Origin of the sequence: Thermocoleostomius sinensis A174, assembly GCF_026802175.1 — a bacterium.
GTDB classification, from domain to species: domain Bacteria; phylum Cyanobacteriota; class Cyanobacteriia; order Elainellales; family Elainellaceae; genus Thermocoleostomius; species Thermocoleostomius sinensis.
In genome coordinates this window covers 5,778,378-5,795,516 of sequence record NZ_CP113797.1, presented here as the reverse complement: position 1 = coordinate 5,795,516, position 17,139 = coordinate 5,778,378, and the positions used below count along the sequence as shown (strand labels likewise).

The window sequence follows — 17,139 nt, the reverse complement described above, 5'->3', positions numbered from 1 at the left end:
TTGATGGTCGGTCAGCCTTCTGGAATCATAGGTTCAGCGGGTAAATCCGGCAGTGTGGTTTGCATCACCAAACAGTTCTTTCCATTAATTTGCAACCGATATTCCACCCGATCCATCAGGCGATTTAGAATTAACCACCCATATCCCCCCTCTTGCTGATTGTCAGGCTCAGGCGGCAAGTAGGTAGACAAATCGAACCCGCTGCCATAATCCCAAATTTCTAGTTGAAGATCACGATCTTTGAGTTCCATGCGAATTAGAACGGGTAGGTTTGGCTGTTCGCGGTGAGCATGACGTACCACGTTGGAATAGGCTTCAACTAACACTAATCGCAACCGATTCGATTGCCGCGCCCACTCAACTTGATCATGAAGCTCAAGTTCTAAAGATCCTAATAACCAATTTTCTACGATCGTCAAAAACTTCAAATCACTTGGAATGTGTAGCTCCGTTTTCATTAACTACAGAACCTCCAGAGAAAGGATAGTTTGGTCGTCTTCCTGATAGGGCGTATGAGCTTGAATTTGAGCTAGCAACTCACCCAGATTCAATTCCCCTTGTTGTTGCGACAATAGATTCCATAATCCAGTTTGCTGAAGCATGAAATTGTGGGAGCCAGAAGTAGAATTTATGATGGTCGCTTCGGTAATGCCGTCACTGGTCATCAGCAAAATTTCCCCTGGGGCTAGGGTGAGATGACCGGAAGCGGCTTGCCACACTGGAAGGATACCCAAAGGAACCCCGCGCACCTTGAGGTAGTGAGGTTCAAGATGAGTTGAATCTAGATAATCGGATGTGACCTGCTCTATGTTCGTTGTCCTTAAACCAGAGAGTAGTTTACGAGACCACACCAATGGATAAATATGTCCAGCATTGGCATACACTAATTCGCGCCGATTGGGACTGTAGCGTGCTAGGACGATTGTGATAAAACAATTGCTTCCTACCAAATCCTCTGACAGACTGGTATTCATGTTTTGTAAAATCAGGTGAGGATCAGGCGGATGTTCTTGCGCCAGTTCACGCCGCAGCAGAGAAATGGCACTGGCCATAAACAGCGCTGCTGGCACTCCTTTACCCGACACATCGCCAACCGCAATCCACACATCTCCTTGGGGGTGAACATACACCTCAAAGAAATCTCCGCCCACTTCTCGCGCTGGCTGACACTGGGCTTGTATTCGTACCGTGGACGAAGTAGACCAACACTGCCGCAGCAAATTCATTTGAATTTGACGAGCCACCGCCAGTTCGGCACGCATTTGCTCGGTTTGTTGTTGCGTGCGTTGATAGAGCTTGGCTTGCGATACAGCTAGGGCAGCTTGTTCCGTCACCTGTTGAATCAAATACACCTCATCGTCAGACCAAACCTGAGCTTGTTCACGTTGATAAAGCACCAGCACCGCCAGGTTTTCTTGTTGGTAGATTAATGGCAGAACCAGTCGCCTGTAGGGATAATGAACATCAGGTTCAAGCCATTGAATTTGTCGATCGTCGAAAAGCTGATCTAAGTGAATTTGCTTGGACAGAGAATGGTCCTCTGCCATATCAGTTGCCACACCAACTTTCTCTGAGGGCGAGTGAGACCTTGAATGAGAACTGTCAAAGTTGATAGGGAAAAGAATCGGACAATCTGATGCAGGCGTTGCTGTATAAATATATGGCTTTAAGGGTAACTCAATCTTAGCGGTTGCTTCTAGGGGATACAGCACACAAGCATCTGCTTTAAAGGTGTGTCCGATCGTATTGACCACCGTTTTCAACATACTGTGATAGTCCAACGACCTACGAATAGCAGTTGTAACAGCATTAAAGATTGATTCTCGTCGCAGAATTCGGTGTAATTCACTGGTGCGTTGCTTCACCACCTGATAGGTTTCGGCCGCCTGCCGCACGATCGTCTCCAATTCTTGAGGATTCCACGGCTTGGTGATGTACTTAAACACTTTGCCTTGGTTAATTGCGCCCACCAAATCTTCGACATCGGTATACCCAGTCAGCAAAATGCGAATGGTATCAGGATAAAGCTGAACGGTACGGCTAAGAAACTCAGTCCCATTCATGCGAGGCATCCGTTGGTCTGAAATAATGATGCCCATTTCTCCTTCTTGCTCTAGGATTTGCAGGGCTTTGATACCACTATCAGCCCTAAATACCTCGAATTCTCGCCGAAATGTGCGATAGAGCAAATCCAGGTTATCTGATTCATCATCAACCACCATCAACCTCAGTTTGCTTCCCTGTATCACAGCCATCGATATGCTCCTTCGGCGACGCTTGATTCAGTCTGTATGGGTTTCAGATATTAACCCGGCAACTGTTGTCACGACATCGGCCTTCGCCCTCCGTGAGAGGGACTTCCGATCTGACTCCCCTTCTCTTCTTCTGGGAGAAGGGGCTGGGGGATGAGGGGGTTCGGAAGGCAAAATCAAATATGGCCGGGTTAATGAATCTAGGCTTCTCTCTCTGGAGATAACGTACCCAAAAAGGGAGGACGAGGAAACAAACAGAAAAGGAACAGGAGTGGTATGGTAGAGGTCAAGCAGGAAGTTGGTTAGCAGAGATAAAAAAGAGTTGTTGCAGAATATTTTTGAAATTGGTGCTAGCCCGAGCGATATGACAGAATCATCCCAGAAGGATAATCATAGAAAGGAATCCTTACCTATCCGATTACGATGCAAAATCTCATTAATTTCTTCCTGGGTCATTCCTCGGAGCAGGTAAAAGCCAACGTCGAAATCTATACTTGGCAAACCTGTCCTTATTGCATTCGTGCGAAGGTGTTGCTGCGGTGGAAAGGAGTCAAATTCACCGAATACAAGATTGATGGTGATGGAGCGGCTAGGGTAAAAATGGCAGAACGGGCCAGAGGACGACGCACAGTTCCGCAAATTTTCATCAATGATCAGCATATTGGTGGCTGTGATGATCTGTATGCCCTCGATCGGCAAGGAAAGCTTGATCCTCTGCTGATGCAGCCGCCAACGCTATCCCCGTCCTCATAATGGCTGCTACTTGGTCCTCCGACGACCCATTACTTGGTCTAGGTACAATCATGCCGTAGCCCAGATTCTTGCCCTAACATTTGTATCATTCTCATGAATAGTTCTTTATTTAGCTACTTGGTTCGCGTTTTCAGTGCGGCGGTGGCAATGACAGGTTTAGTTACTGGTTTGGCTGAGCGTGCTTCAGCCACATCTTTACCTGGGTTGAGTTTAGAGAAGTTCGCCTCGCAGGAGTTCAGTCCTAATCGAACAGAGTTACTAGCCCTTCACTCATCACCTCAGACCAGATTTTCTACGATCGCCCAGCTTACACCCAGCCCAGACAGTCCAACCGAGCGTTCAGATGATGCCTTCACCTACTTAAACCGAGGGTTAGAACGAGCCGCGTCCGGCGATTATGCTGGAGCGATTGATCAATTCACGCAGGCGATCGAACTTGATCCGGATTTTGCTCCCGCCTATGGCAGCCGAGGCTTGGTGCGGGCGGCATCGGGGGATATGGAAGGAGCCATTTTAGACTATAGCCGCGCTATTGAGCTTGATCCAAACGATGCGATTGCCTATGGGGGACGGGGTGTAGCCCATGCAGAAACCGGAGAATATGAAGCTGCCTTGGAAGATCTGTCTCGATCGATCGAACTAGACCCCACCTTTGCCCTCACTTACTACAATCGTGGCATTGCCCGTACTGAAGTCGATGATCACGAAGGTGCAGTGGCTGACTTTACGCGCACCCTAGAACTTGAAACTAACTTTGCTCCTGCCTATGTATCGCGGGGGCTAGCTCGATCTGAACTGGGCGATCGAGAAGGAGCGATTACCGATTTGCAGAAAGCTGCCGAGATTTTTGAATCCATGGGGAATACCGAGGCTCAGCAACGAGCGTTAGAAGAACTCGAACGCTTGGAATAGTGCCGCTGCAATCCTTGGTTTCTCAAATCACACTCTGATCGATCTCTGCCCCAAACAGGTTGTCTTCCCCAGTTCTTCCCCTTTCCTTCCTATGGTGAAGCATGGTGATGCTCATTCACTTCTCAAGACACCTCATTGTTAATGACCAGCATTGGCAGCCGCTCGGAAGAGGCTAGACTCCTGCCATTGACAACCAGACCGCTAACAGCGCTCTCGGTTGTTGAACAAGGAGCCTTGGCTCATGAGTTCTTCTGAGTTGGCTGTTTTTTTACTTAAGTTTTTGAATTACTGCTCGGTAGATTAGTTGAATGATTCACTATTTTTTCTCTTCATCTACTCAAAATCTATCACTTGATGGATGCACCTAAGTACTGAACCTGTCACTGTATTGCCGAATGCATTTGTACGTTAGCTATGACAATAGTTGAACTTTTAATTCTTCTCATCATCGCAGCTATTTGTGGTGCGATCGGCCAATCGTTGGTTGGCTACACGGCTGGTGGTTGTTTGACTTCTATCTTTGTAGGAGTGGTAGGAGCCTATCTAGGCTTATGGGTAGCACGACAGTTTGGACTACCCGAAATTCTACCGCTTGCCATTGGAGGCACCTCTTTCCCAATCGTCTGGTCTATTGTTGGTGCAGCATTGTTTTCAGCAGTCCTGGGGTTAATTAATCGAGCGATCGTCGGTAGCAGACGACGTTACTAACTGTCTTCTAGATGGCTCTTAAAAAAGCTCAACCTCCTCATCGGTAGCCATTCTAAAACTGCCGTAGTTTTCTTGTGCAGTATTCCTTCAAGTTGGGTAATTGTGCGGTTTCTCGTGGCGCCTACCGATAAGATCACGGAAAACCGCTTTACAGGTAGGTTTGAAAACTCTTCAGAAGTTCATCATTTCCATTGCCAAACTCAATCACAACTTCACCTATCAAGTTGTGATGTTATCTATACTAAACTGAGCCATCAACTTGATTGAGTCGCTTTCGACTGAGCTATGGATCGAGCCATGAATGATGGCATTGCGCTTCTCTCCCCAAGAAGTGCTATTCGCTTCAGTCCCAAGCATTATCAATTTTTCCGTTAACAAATCGCTTGCCCCCAAGTTGATCGATTTCTTCAATATCTTCGATGACTGCCTACTCATCTTGTGGAGCAATTTTATACATGCCTAACTGGATTAAATCATTTCTGCTTGGAACGTCTGTCTGCTTGGGTTTCGGTACGATCGCTAGCTCTCCTGTATTGGCAGGCAGCCTCACTAATCCTTCGCTCAGCGGAGCAGCATCCTACTTGACCTATGATGCCGATCAGACCAACACTTTCAAGGTAGATAACACACCAGCAAACCTGGTAAAAGTGCTGAGTGGAGACCTCAACAATCCGATGGGAAACGTTGAGTTGTTTTCTAATAGCGAAACATTGACGAACACTGCGTTTGCAGCCTACACAGGTGTTAGCAGCCTATCTGGGCAAATTGGCGGTCGTGATATCACGTTAAGCAGTTTAACGATGGCAGATTGGCTTAGTCCAGTTGGCAGCAAAACCCTTGGACAAACTTGGTTTGATGATATGTTAACGGCTAATGGATTCGGCACAATGGTTGGTAGTGCAGACGGGACGCTACTCTTCAATGTCTTCACCCAACATGGTGGGTTTCAACGCTTCAGCGACCCAAATGTTGCCTACGTTAACCAGAACAATATCACTGGAGTAATCAAGATTGGACTGGCAGGACATCTGAATGCCACCCCGTTATTCCTAAAATCGATCGATGCTTTCTTGAGCAGCAACGCCAGCACGCAATCTAAAAACTTAGTGAGGGCGCTACGCCCGCTGCTAGCAACCAAAGTGCTCCAAGCCAGCGAGTTGATCAAGTATACCTACAACAATCAAACTGGGTATCTCTATAGCTTCAGTGGCGTGAATTCTGGACTGGTTGAGAAAGGCGATGGCGTTTCCCATAGCGCGATTTATGAAGTGGCGCTGCAAGGAATTGCACCTGAACCGCCACCTCAGCAATCTGTTCCTGAACCTGCTTTGTTGCTTGGCTTAGCAGGACTGGGGGGATTTTTGATTAGTCAACGGCAACAGACGAAAAAAGCATAGATTTGACTGGGAAGATAGGCGGCCGCAATCGAGCCGCTTTTTTGTTGCATCGATCGGCAGCAATTCAGGAAGAAGAACGAGGGGCAATTAGTTGGGACAATGTGTCATCCATGCTAGGTGCAAACAGGCTTTGTAGCCGCAGTAAGTGCGCTCCGGCTTGGTAGAGTAAATCTCCCTTTCCCAACAGATAGGCTGCTTCGATCTGTCTTCCACCCAGAATAATTGCAGAATCAGCTTCGCTGGCGGTTCTGAGCGCAACTCGTCCAGGTAAGTTCGATCGAATTAAAGGAGTCACGACTTTAGCTTCTGGGCGCTGGGTAGCAATAATTAGATGAATGCCAGCCGCTCTGGCCATTGCTCCTAAGCGCTTAATGTTCAGTTCCAAGGCCGATCGTGTTTCTTTCTCAGCCATAAAGTCGGCGTATTCGTCAAAAATGCAAACGATGCGAGGCATGGGGGCTTGATGCTGATTGTAGGTTGCCAGATCGGGACATTTGGCTTGTTCAAATTGCTGATAGCGCCTGTCCATTTCTGCCACTAATTCGTTCATCAATGCAATCGCCCGATCGCTATCCTTGACCACAGGCGTATACAACCAGGGAATCTGCTCGAACTCTGGGAACGTGACTCGTTTTGGATCAACTAACCCAATTTTTAGATAATCAGGCGAATGTCGCACTAGCAAGCTGAGCAGCAGCGATCGAAGAAACTCGCTTTTGCCGCTACCCGTAGTACCACCGACCAGAAAATGACAGGTATTCGGATCAGACAAATCGGCTTCCACCAGTTGCCCTTCTAAATCAACCCCAATCGCAATTTGCACCGGGGCAGTAGCCGGTTGTGCTTGCAGTGGAATGTAGCGGTCGAACGTTGCCAGTTGGCGATCGGGACGGGGCAAATCCACACTGACATAGCCAGCTTGTGGGGCAATCAGCGGCGGGTAGGTCAACCCAAGTTGCACTCGTAGATCGTCAGAAAGCCGGAGAATTGAGTTGACTTTCACCCCTGGATTAGGCTTAAGTTTAACGCGAATGAAGGCAGGAGCCAAAGCCGCTCCTTGATAGGCAGTTTCAATGCCAAACGATTGCAGCGTCTCTACGAGACGTTCACCCATGCGATCGGACTCGTTAGATGGAGCAGGTTCAGGAACGGAAGATGGGGATTTCGTGGATTGAATGGGGTTCTGTCGAGGCGGTTGAATTACGGTAGATGGTGGCGCAGCGATCGGTTTAGAGACAGAATCATACACAGAACGGTTGGTGGGGATGTCTGGGAAAAAGGTCTGACATTTTTGCCGTTGTGGGCAACTGTCGCAGAGGTGAGCTTGCGCGGCGGGGGGCGGGGGGTTGGGTTGTCCTTGTTGCCAAGTGAGCCATTGCTGCATCTGTTGAAGCTTGTGCGGGATTAGGTGATGCACCGTTGTTTCTAGCTCATTCCAGGTGAAAGTGAGTTCTTTCCAGTCAGGCAAAGCTGTGTATACTGCCGAATCGATCGGTACACCAATTCTCTCGCGCAACATATAGCTGTAGAGCGCAACTTGGGCCAGTTGAGCCGATTGGTCGAGCGATTGATAGGTTTTGTATTCAACCACACACAAGCGATGATTGGCAAAGTCATACACCAAGCTGTCAAACCGACCTCTTATTTGTTGTTGGGTTCCGTTAGGCAACAAAAACTGATGTTGAACGCTAAGTTCTTGCACCAGAAAGGTTTTCTCAATCACCTCCTCAGCGCTGCAAACCTGGCGATTGCTGACTAATAGCGTTGCCCATCGCCGAATCAAGCCTTTCAATCCATTCCAAAGCTGAAGCAGTGCCGGTGCTCTACTAGGTTCTGTTTGGATCACCGATTGTAGGTAAGGAAAAAATACCCGATCGTAGAATAGGGCTTGCATCTGAGTAGCGATCGGTTCTACCTTGAGTTGATCGACAGGCGAGTTGAACAAGTTGGCAAATTGAGCATCCTGACGCGCCGTTTTGACAAATTGATTCGATAAATCATGAAAGGCACTGCCAATTCCCAATACTTTCCCTGGCGGCAGAAACATCGTCATCCCGCCAAAGTGATGCCCTAAGTAAAACAAACGAGCACATTCAAACGCGACTCGCACTTGGGTCACACTAAACGATGAAGGATTGGCAGTGGGCTTGTTCACGGTATCTGGTGGCGTTAAGACAGCAGGTTTAGGTGAATTCAATTGAAGCAAATATTGATGAACATGCGCCAAATACACTGTATCCATCCTGGCATAGTGCAGTTGTTTTTGACTGAGTGGCCGCCGACCCCAATCGCTGGTTTGTTCTTCAATGTCAATATCCGTGAAGTGACAAAGTTCTTTAGCTAAGGTCTTCAACTTGCGATTAGAAATACCCAACTTTCTTTTAGACATTCGTCGAACGATTTTGAAGGTGCAGGTGACGTTCTGTGCCCAATCGCCCCCCAAGAATTTCAAATCGTACGCGGCATTATGAAATACCTTTTCGATCGCTTCATTGCACATAATTTCAACAACAAAGTTTTGAATCAAATCAGGACGATCGAGAACATCCAAAATATAAGCGAACTCACCAGTTCTATCATCTGAATTGAACAAGACTTGAATCAGCGATAGCTTGGGGTTGGGTGTTTGCCAATCCGCTACTTCAGTATCTAGCCAAAGGATGGGATAGGTGGTAAGTTGGGCAATCAGCGATCGAATGTCGGCAGGGGTAGTTAAATAGGGCATGGAGCTACTGATTAAGCACTTCGAGAAATCAGGCAGATAATTTTTTCATCCTCTGGAGCATTTTCATCAAGAATCCGAATTTTTTTATCTTGGCATAAACGATGAATCACCGTTTGAATTTGTCGATCGTTCAAATCTGAAAACTGATTGTGCACAGTACAAGTCACTGTTTTCTGAGCAATGACATGATGAATTTTGACAAAATTCAAGAGAAACTCTTTTGCCTCTTCTAGAGAAAAATTAGTTGGATCAGGCTCAACTTTCTTTCTAGGAACGACACCAAGTTGTTGCAACAGAAGACACTCATGTAATACTTCCGACTCTCGAACTAACTCTTCAAGATCAGTGAGATTGATTGCTTTTCCACTAAGCACTAGCTCCTGAGCTTTTGCTGAGTTGACTAGACGATCGTAGGTTGCCAAGTAGTGAATTGAGTGTAGGTCAGGTTTTAATCGAACATGAGGACAACCATTAAAAATTTGATTGCAAAGCTGATGGCCTCTATTTCGATTTCCTCCAATGGGTTCAGCACGTAGTAAATAAAGCCTCTGACATAAACCGCGTTCATTAGCTTTTTGACAAGCATGCATAATGTTATAGAAGCTGTTCAGGCTTGGTTCTTCTGCCCAAACAACGCCAACTTTTTCAGATTGGTCGGGCAGGTGATAGGAAAACGAATAACTAGAATAGGTTGGGCTAGGCAAAAACTTGGGCTGTATCTTCTCTGCATTCAAAACTGCAACAACTTCCCGTAACATGGTGGTCAATTCAAGAGAGGAAAAATGACGAACGCGAGTCACCTTTTCCTTTGTTTTCCTAAACTCCTTCGCCCATAGTAATTTGAATGATGCTGTTGTATCAGGCAGGGGGATTTCATGTCCAACAATCTGTGACTTATACTTCAAAAATAGACGCTGCCCCGCTGCCAGCACTGCTCTTGGCGTGGTTTTTCCACCTGGGACTTTCTGCTCCAGTTCTTGACGAGATAGAGGGAAAATGGGATTTGCAGGTTTTGGATCAGCTTGAATATGAAGCGGATAAAGCCGACTTGCCCAAATTGCCTCTGCTTGATCTAAATTGATCCGATTCAGAAGAACCTCCTTCTCAATTCTATCCCTATCAGATACTTGGATGCGTTTGCGATTCTCTTCCCAAGTATTTTTAACAACACTGATAATAATTAAGAAGTTTTTAAGTCTTTCTGTATGAAAGATAGTGTTGACCTGAAAAACTGGTTGAAGATCGGCTGTTCCATCCGGCATCAGCTTACTTTCAACTTGATCGAAACAAAGGACGATTGGGTAAGTTGACGTAGAAATTCTACCAAAATTAGATAGAATTCCTTGGGCAAACGTTTCACTATCTATTGATTTCCTTATGCCTAAAGTTCTTAAATCTTCGTCGTCTAAATCCTCACCCTGTAGCCAATTACAGGCGATCGAATATAACTCAGGTTGCGTCAGTCCATGTAAAACGCTAAAAAACTCTTTGGCTTGATGAATTCCAACGGGATAAGTAGCTCTAAAGTTATTAACAAACAGCCTTCGCTCGCCTAAGATATTTTTTAGTAGACTATGTTCTCTAAATACTGATAGGCTTTTGAGCCAGAGAATTAACTGTGACTCTGCTTGTCCTTCAGGACTGTACATTAAGCTATCAACAGTTCGCCGAAGTGTATGTCGCCAAATATGCTCGCTGTCTTTAAACGGATCAATATACACAAAAAAGGCTTTGGAATTTAGCAAATGTTTTAGACGGCTCAAAACATAGCTTTTGCCCGAACCAACATCGCCTTTCAACAAGACAGCGCGGGTACGATGATCGCCTGCAACTGTATCCAGCATTTGGGTAATTTGCTCGATTGCCTCTTGGTGAATAGATTCCACAGTTTGGTATTCCCCATTAGAATCATCTTCTTGCCAAAAATTTCCAGTTTTAAATGTAACTGGATCAAACGGATTTGCTGCACGTAAAATAATTTCGTCAATAGATGCCATAACGTACTGCCTTTGTTACTCTAGATGCCAATTGCGATTAAATTTGCACTAAAATTTCTGATGGTCTAAAAGCTCTATAAGCCTCAATTGTTGACCACTATAAAAAACAAGGGACCGCCTGCCTCTTGGGGGATACCTGTTTGAATTTGTTCTGGAGTATATCGAATTGCTTCCACTAATGAACTTAATTCAATTCGATCGTTTCGCTCCAAACGGTACAAGGCTTGATCAAGTTCTTCCCTGGACAATGGCGGTTGTAGTTTCTGCCGCAAGTGAAAAATTGGTAAATAGTTTTCGGTTCCCAGTTCTCGATCTAATTCTTGAATGAGGTGTAAAATTTCTGCATCGCTGGGTTTATCTGCTGCATCGATCGCACCAGATGATTCAACCGATTTCAATATAGTTACTTCACTGAAAGAATCAGTCGTATCATGTACATGATTCAGTTCAGTAGCAGAATCTGAAGATTCAATCGGTGCAACCTTGGAAGCCGTGTGCAATTCCTTTCGCAAGAAATTCATATAATTTTGCAGCAGGTTGAGGCTAATGGTTGCAGTACCACTCACATGACATTCTTCCCGCAAATATTCTCGACCTCGATCGGTCAACCAAACCTCTTGAATCTGAACTTTTTCTGCCTTAATAAAACCCTTGGCTTCCAGATCTTGGATAACTCGTTGTCGATCGCCTGCTTCAACTTTCTTGATCTCTCCAGGCGTGGCTGCCTGCTTCTGACACGCTCGCAACACAGCCAATTGTTCCGCCGTCAAGGGAGATTCCGCCGCATCTACTGCAAGCAATGCTCTAGCTGACGGCTCGAGTTTAAATTTCTCAACTCTGCGCGAATGGGCAACAATACCGCGATTGGTCAAATCAATACAAATTTTATTTCGTTCTGACGCACTAGTTTTCTCACTCGGCTTAAGCTCTGAGATGACCGTACGATAACTTGACTTACCCAACAACTTGAGCAGAAACTTAAGTTCAATTGCTTTCATAAAACCATATAATCGCTTGCTTTTACAAAATGGCTATTCCTTAGCAATACTCCTGCAACAGAATGCCCAGATCTGGTTTGTCTCTATCTTGCTCCCAGAGACACGGTGAAGTAAGCCCACTTTTTCATCCTAAAATTTGTTAGTGAAGCTGTTCAAACAAGTGTGCACTTTATCAAGTTGATGAAAAGTGGTTTAGAGCTTTCTATTGAGAAATAAATCCTTGATCAAGTGTGATCAGGACACTAAGCAAAAATTGTAAAAAAAATTCAAATAAGGAGGTTAGATGGGGTTCTGGCGTTGAACGTGAAACCGATTGTCTGTTTGAGCACTATGTTCTGTTCTTGATACCTGATTTGGACACGACTAAAGAACCTGTTGAGATAATCGGATCAACGCAACTGAACTCAAGACTGACACAGATTTGTAGCTACACCTCCACTGATGCCAGTAACCCCAACCCAACCAATTTCAGGATGTCTGATCTCACTACTCTCAACCGATGATTGCTGGCTGAGAACTAAATAATTGCAAAACGCGATCGGCCATTTGGGCCGGCATTAATCCCAAATCCGCTTTGGATTCATCGGGTTTGGCGTGATCGACCAGTATATCCGGAATTCCAATCCGCGTCAGGGGAACGGCCACTCCATGCTCGAGCAGGGATTCAGCAACCGCCGAGCCAAAACCACCCATAATGCAGCCTTCTTCTAGGGTGACAACACGCCCGATCTGCTTAGCTAATGGCACGATTAATTCTGTATCGAGCGGTTTGGCAAAGCGGGCATTGACCACAGTTGCTTCAATACCATGCTCGTGCAAAATTTCTGCGGTTTGCAATGCCGGATGCACCATTGAGCCATAGCCCAACAGCAGTACATCATCACCATGACGCAAAATTTCACCTTTACCAATCGGCAGTGGTTCCCAACCTTCTTCCATCAGCGGCACACCATAACCATTGCCACGCGGATAACGCATGGCAATCGGGCCGTCGGTGTACTCGACTCCAGTGACAATCATCCGCTGCAACTCGCCTTCATCCTTAGGAGCCATCAGCACCATATTGGGGATACAGCGCAAATAGGCAATATCATACATACCTTGATGAGTAGGGCCATCGGCTCCGACAATACCTGCTCGATCAAGGCAGAAGAAGACGGGTAAGTTTTGAATGCAAACATCATGGATGATTTGGTCATAGGCGCGTTGCAAGAATGTGGAATAAATGGCGCAAACCGGCCGCATCCCTTCGCAAGCCAGACCAGCCGCTAGCGTCACCGCATGTTGTTCGGCAATGCCCACGTCGATGTATTGCTTTGGCAATTTTGCCTGGAGTTTATCAAGGCCGGTTCCCGTGGCCATGGCAGCCGTAATTCCAACAATTTTGGGGTTATTTTCTGCCAATTTTGTCAGCGTGTGGGCAAATACCTTAGAGTAGCCGGGTGGCTTAGGTTTGTTAGAGGGAAGCGGTTTTCCGGTTGCTAGGTTGAAGGGATTTTGGGCATGATACCCCACTTGGTCTTGCTCGGCAATCGCATAGCCTTTACCTTTCGTGGTGACAACATGCACCAGCACTGGGCCAGGCTGTTTGTGGGCGTGCTGAAAGGTGGCAATCAATTCTTCTAGGTTGTGGCCGTCGATCGGACCCATGTAGGTAAAGCCCAGTTCCTCAAACACGGCTCCTACCTTGGGAACAGCCAGCCGCTTCATCCCTTCTTTGAGGCGATTCAGTTCGGGAGAAAGCGAGTTGCCCACAAACGGCAATTGCTTGAATTGTTCTTCTAGGTTATCGGTAAGGAACTGCATTGGAGGGCTGAGGCGCATTTTGTTGAGATGCCGAGACAGCGCACCAACGTTGGGTGAGATCGACATTTCATTGTCGTTAAGCACCACCAGCAAGTTGGTTTTGGGCAAATGTCCAGCATGGTTAATGGCTTCAAGCGCCATCCCGCCTGTGAGTGCCCCATCGCCAATCACCGCTGCGACTTTGAATTTCTCGCCTTTTAAATCGCGTGCCAATGCCATGCCCAAGGCGGCCGAGATGCTGGTGGAGGCATGTCCGGCTCCAAAATGGTCAAATTTACTCTCACAGCGCTTTAAATACCCAGCTACCCCGTCTTTCTGCCGCAGGGTGTTAAACGTATTGTAACGTCCTGTAATCATTTTATGGGGATAAGCTTGATGTCCCACATCCCAAATCACCTTGTCGCGATCGAGATCCAGCGTTTGATAGAGTCCTAACGTTAGTTCTACAACTCCCAAGCCAGGGCCGAGATGTCCCCCAGTGGCTGCCACGGTTTCCAGGTGCTTTTCGCGAATCTGTCGAGCGATTTGCTTAAGCTGATGAATGGATAAACCATGCAACTGATTTGGGTGAGTAATTTCACTCAGATGCATATAGAATTAATTCCTCTCGCAATGTTAACCGGCCATTAATTATTTTTTCATTCTAGTAAGTTGTGGGGACACGCCCGATCGCAGGGGGCAGGTTTTATTTATCTAAATTAACGCTTTAGTCAAGGTTAATCCATTGTTGCAATCGTTATCTAATTCTGAAACTCGCAGACACTGCACATTAGAATTAGGACGGAGGATAGAGCCTGATTGAACAACGTTGCATTCTCTACGAAATTTGCAGAGTTTATGCAAGAATGAAGCCAGTTTTGCAGCATTCAAGGCAATGGCGTGGAACTCAGGACAAGAGCTACAGGGCGGAAAGTACATCATCGATCGCATCCTAGGATGGGGAGGTGCGGGGATTACTTATCTAGCAAGGCAACACCCCACCAGACCCAACGAGGAATGGGTAGTCATTAAAACCCTGAAAGACGAACTGAGACTTGATCCAAAGTGGGCAAACTATCAAACGCGATTGCAGCAAGATTTTCTCAACGAAGCATTGAAGCTTGCTCGGTGTCGGCATCCCCATGTAGTGCAAGTTCGAGAATTGATTCGCGAAGAGACGCCCGAAGGTACGGTAGATGGCATGGTGATGGAATATGTGCAGGGCATGAGTTTGGCTGAACGCTTGGGACGGGGAAAATTGCCGGAAGCTGAGGCGCTGCATTATATTCGGCAAGTCGGAGAAGCGTTGTCTATTGTGCATTCGCTGGAGCTATTGCATCGAGATGTGAAGCCGCAAAACATCATGATTCGCACGGGAACATCTGAAGCCGTGTTAATCGATTTTGGGCTGGCCCGCGAATTCATTCCTGGTTTGACCCTGACCCACACAGAATCTCGCACAGAGGGGTTTTCGCCCATTGAACAATACGATCGCCGTGCCAAACGAGGAGCCTATACCGATGTGTATGCCTTGGCAGCAACGCTGTACTGTCTTTTGACCGGGGTTGTGCCGCGACCGGCCCCCAGTCGCTTGGTGGGCACACCCTTGGAACCACCACAGCATTACAATTCAGCCATTAGCGATTATGTCAATAGCGCGATTTTGAAAGGGATGGCGTTGAGAGCCGTCGATCGACCTCAATCGATGCAGGCGTGGCTCATTCTCTTGGAAGAACCGATCGCCCGACCGATGGCGCTAGCAAGAAACCCATTTAGCCAATCAGCCTATTCGGTGCCAAATCATCCCTTCACTATCGTGCCATCCCCAATGCCGCTGATCCCATCGGTTTCTACAACTGCCAATCGTTCCAGACGAGCCACTCGGTTGGGTGCATCCGTTCGATCGCAAGCAACATCCCAGCTACCAGCACCGACCACACCCTCGCCATCGGTGCTAGCAACCATTCCTTGGCAATGGCTGTCCTTTGCATTGACTGGCTACGCAGTACTTGGCATCTCGCTAACAACCTCAGTAGCAGAAACTGGCCCGAGTGCGTGGACGGGGGCATGGGCAGGCGCCTTGGCTGGAGCGAGCGTAGGTGCAGGGGCGGAGACGTTGTCTGGGGCTTTAACAGTTGCGGTTTTGGTAGCCGTGGCGGTGGCGGCGGCAGGAACGTTGACTGGAAGCTTATCTGGCGCGTGGGCAGGCGCGTTGGCTTGGGCCTGGGCTGGAATTGGTGCGTTAACCTTAGCCGGGGCTGGAGAAAAGTTGCGGACAAGCTTGAGCCGCGTTCAGACGTTTTTCGTTTTGACCGGAACATCATTGGTGGGGTTGGGTTGGGGCTGGTTCGTGGGGATGATGTGGCGATCGTTTTCTTCGTGATCCTGACGATGTGATCCTGACAATCTCACAATGACTCGTTACCCGACGTAGTTGATTTTGAGATGAGATAATCCCCCCGATCATTCCCCTACTGACTATAAATGCTGCAACAAATGCTGCAACAACACGTTGGTGGTTGCTTGTCCCGTCTTGCTCCAACTAAACTGTCGTGCTCTGTCCAGTCCAGCCGATCGTAGATGGGTCCTAGTGGTGTCATCACTAGCAATTTGCTGCATAGCGGTGGCAATTTCTGCTGTATTGTAGGGATCAACCAGCAGGGCCGCCTCTCCTGCAACTTCGGGGAGGGAAGAGAGGTTAGAAGTAATCACTGGTGTACCGCAAGCCATGGCTTCTAGCACAGGAAAGCCAAATCCTTCCCACAGGCTGGGATAGACTAATGCCAATGCCTGATTCAGCACAATCGGCAGTTGTTCGTAGGGCAGATAGTCCAGAAATCTGACGCGATCGGCTACTCCAAGTTCCGTCACTTGGGCTTGCAGCAACGGTGTGTAGCGCGGATCAACGGAGCCAGCAATCCACAAATCATACGCTTGATGGTTGGGTAGTGTAGCAAACGCGCGAATGATTCGATCGAGGTTTTTATATGGATCATGTCGCCCTACATAGAAGAAATAGGGACGATCGGGAAATGGATACGAACTTAAATCAAGAACACGAAAATGATTAACATCGTGTGCTAACGGAATTGATGTAATTTTTTTAGAAGAAATACGGTAGGTTTGAATGATATCATTAGCTGTCGCCACAGAATTACAGAGAATATGCTCTGCCTGTTGTAAAACATGAGGAACGTAATAGCGAAAGTAATGGGTGAGTGGTGAAGTTAATCGGGGAAATCGTAATGGAATCAAATCATGAACGACAACAACCGAACGTATCTTTGTGAATAAGGGTGCTTCGGGAACTGGTGAAAACAACAAGGACGATCGCAGCGCCTTCGCAATACTAGAAATCTGGGTCTGCGTCCACCATAGTCGTCCTATGTGACCGCGCTTACCTTGTTCTGGGGTTAGGATTGCGGGAATTGGGTAACAGGAATAGCGATCGGCAAAGCGAGGCAGCAACGTATCGGACGCCAACAAAGTTAGGTTGGGCAGAGCAAGTTCCGGGATCAAATTAATGGCATAGGTGGCCAACCCAGTTGGCTTCTTGCCCACAAAAGATAGATTCACCAGTAGCGAATCGGACAATGGGTCAGGCATGGTCAT

At 47.2% G+C, this 17,139-nt stretch carries 12 protein-coding genes; 5 read left to right on the top strand and 7 right to left on the bottom strand.

The window, feature by feature from the left end; all coding sequences use genetic code 11:
• Positions 1–11: 11 nt before the first annotated feature.
• Entirely contained in the window at positions 12–458 is a 447-nt protein-coding gene (locus OXH18_RS25075; protein WP_268610287.1) for an ATP-binding protein, read from the bottom strand.
• Positions 459–461: 3 nt separating this feature from the next.
• The gene (locus tag OXH18_RS25070) at positions 462–2,255 is read right to left on the bottom strand and encodes a SpoIIE family protein phosphatase (protein ID WP_268610286.1); all 1,794 of its coding nucleotides are present in this window, start codon (positions 2,253–2,255) and stop codon (positions 462–464) included.
• A gap of 420 nt (positions 2,256–2,675) precedes the next feature.
• Here OXH18_RS25070 and grxC point away from each other — a divergent pair, with 420 nt between their 5' ends.
• The 4 genes from grxC (at position 2,676) to OXH18_RS25050 (ending at position 6,022) form a co-directional block, all read left to right on the top strand.
• Positions 2,676–3,005 (top strand): glutaredoxin 3, encoded by a 330-nt coding sequence (gene grxC, locus OXH18_RS25065; RefSeq protein ID WP_268610285.1) that lies wholly within the window; start codon positions 2,676–2,678, stop codon positions 3,003–3,005.
• Between the two features lie 93 nt (positions 3,006–3,098).
• Positions 3,099–3,917, top strand: a complete 819-nt coding sequence (locus OXH18_RS25060) for a tetratricopeptide repeat protein (protein WP_268610284.1) — start codon at positions 3,099–3,101, stop codon at positions 3,915–3,917.
• Between the two features lie 414 nt (positions 3,918–4,331).
• Complete coding sequence (locus OXH18_RS25055; RefSeq protein ID WP_268610282.1) at positions 4,332–4,625, top strand: hypothetical protein; 294 nt, start codon at positions 4,332–4,334, stop codon at positions 4,623–4,625.
• 455 nt (positions 4,626–5,080) lie between these two features.
• Entirely contained in the window at positions 5,081–6,022 is a 942-nt protein-coding gene (locus OXH18_RS25050; RefSeq protein WP_268610281.1) for an NF038130 family PEP-CTERM protein, read from the top strand.
• Between the two features lie 64 nt (positions 6,023–6,086).
• Here OXH18_RS25050 and OXH18_RS25045 read toward each other — a convergent pair whose 3' ends face one another.
• From OXH18_RS25045 to dxs, 4 genes are all read right to left on the bottom strand, one after another.
• Positions 6,087–8,747: a DNA translocase FtsK gene (locus tag OXH18_RS25045; protein ID WP_268610280.1), complete on the bottom strand. Its 2,661-nt coding sequence runs from the start codon at positions 8,745–8,747 to the stop codon at positions 6,087–6,089.
• An 11-nt stretch (positions 8,748–8,758) separates the two neighbouring features.
• Positions 8,759–10,744 carry a P-loop NTPase fold protein gene (locus tag OXH18_RS25040; protein ID WP_268610279.1) on the bottom strand — a complete coding sequence of 662 codons (1,986 nt, stop codon included), beginning with the start codon at positions 10,742–10,744 and terminating at the stop codon, positions 8,759–8,761.
• Between the two features lie 83 nt (positions 10,745–10,827).
• Entirely contained in the window at positions 10,828–11,742 is a 915-nt protein-coding gene (locus OXH18_RS25035) for a hypothetical protein (RefSeq protein WP_268610278.1), read from the bottom strand.
• Positions 11,743–12,234: 492 nt separating this feature from the next.
• A complete protein-coding gene (gene dxs / locus OXH18_RS25030) occupies positions 12,235–14,139 on the bottom strand; it encodes a 1-deoxy-D-xylulose-5-phosphate synthase (protein ID WP_268610277.1) in 1,905 nt (634 codons plus the stop codon).
• A gap of 283 nt (positions 14,140–14,422) precedes the next feature.
• Between dxs and OXH18_RS25025 the strand changes: the two genes are divergently transcribed.
• Positions 14,423–15,910 carry a serine/threonine protein kinase gene (locus OXH18_RS25025; RefSeq protein WP_268610276.1) on the top strand — a complete coding sequence of 496 codons (1,488 nt, stop codon included), beginning with the start codon at positions 14,423–14,425 and terminating at the stop codon, positions 15,908–15,910.
• 95 nt (positions 15,911–16,005) lie between these two features.
• Here OXH18_RS25025 and OXH18_RS25020 read toward each other — a convergent pair whose 3' ends face one another.
• On the bottom strand, positions 16,006–17,139 hold the full coding sequence (locus tag OXH18_RS25020; protein WP_268610275.1) for a glycosyltransferase family 4 protein: 1,134 nt from the start codon (positions 17,137–17,139) through the stop codon (positions 16,006–16,008).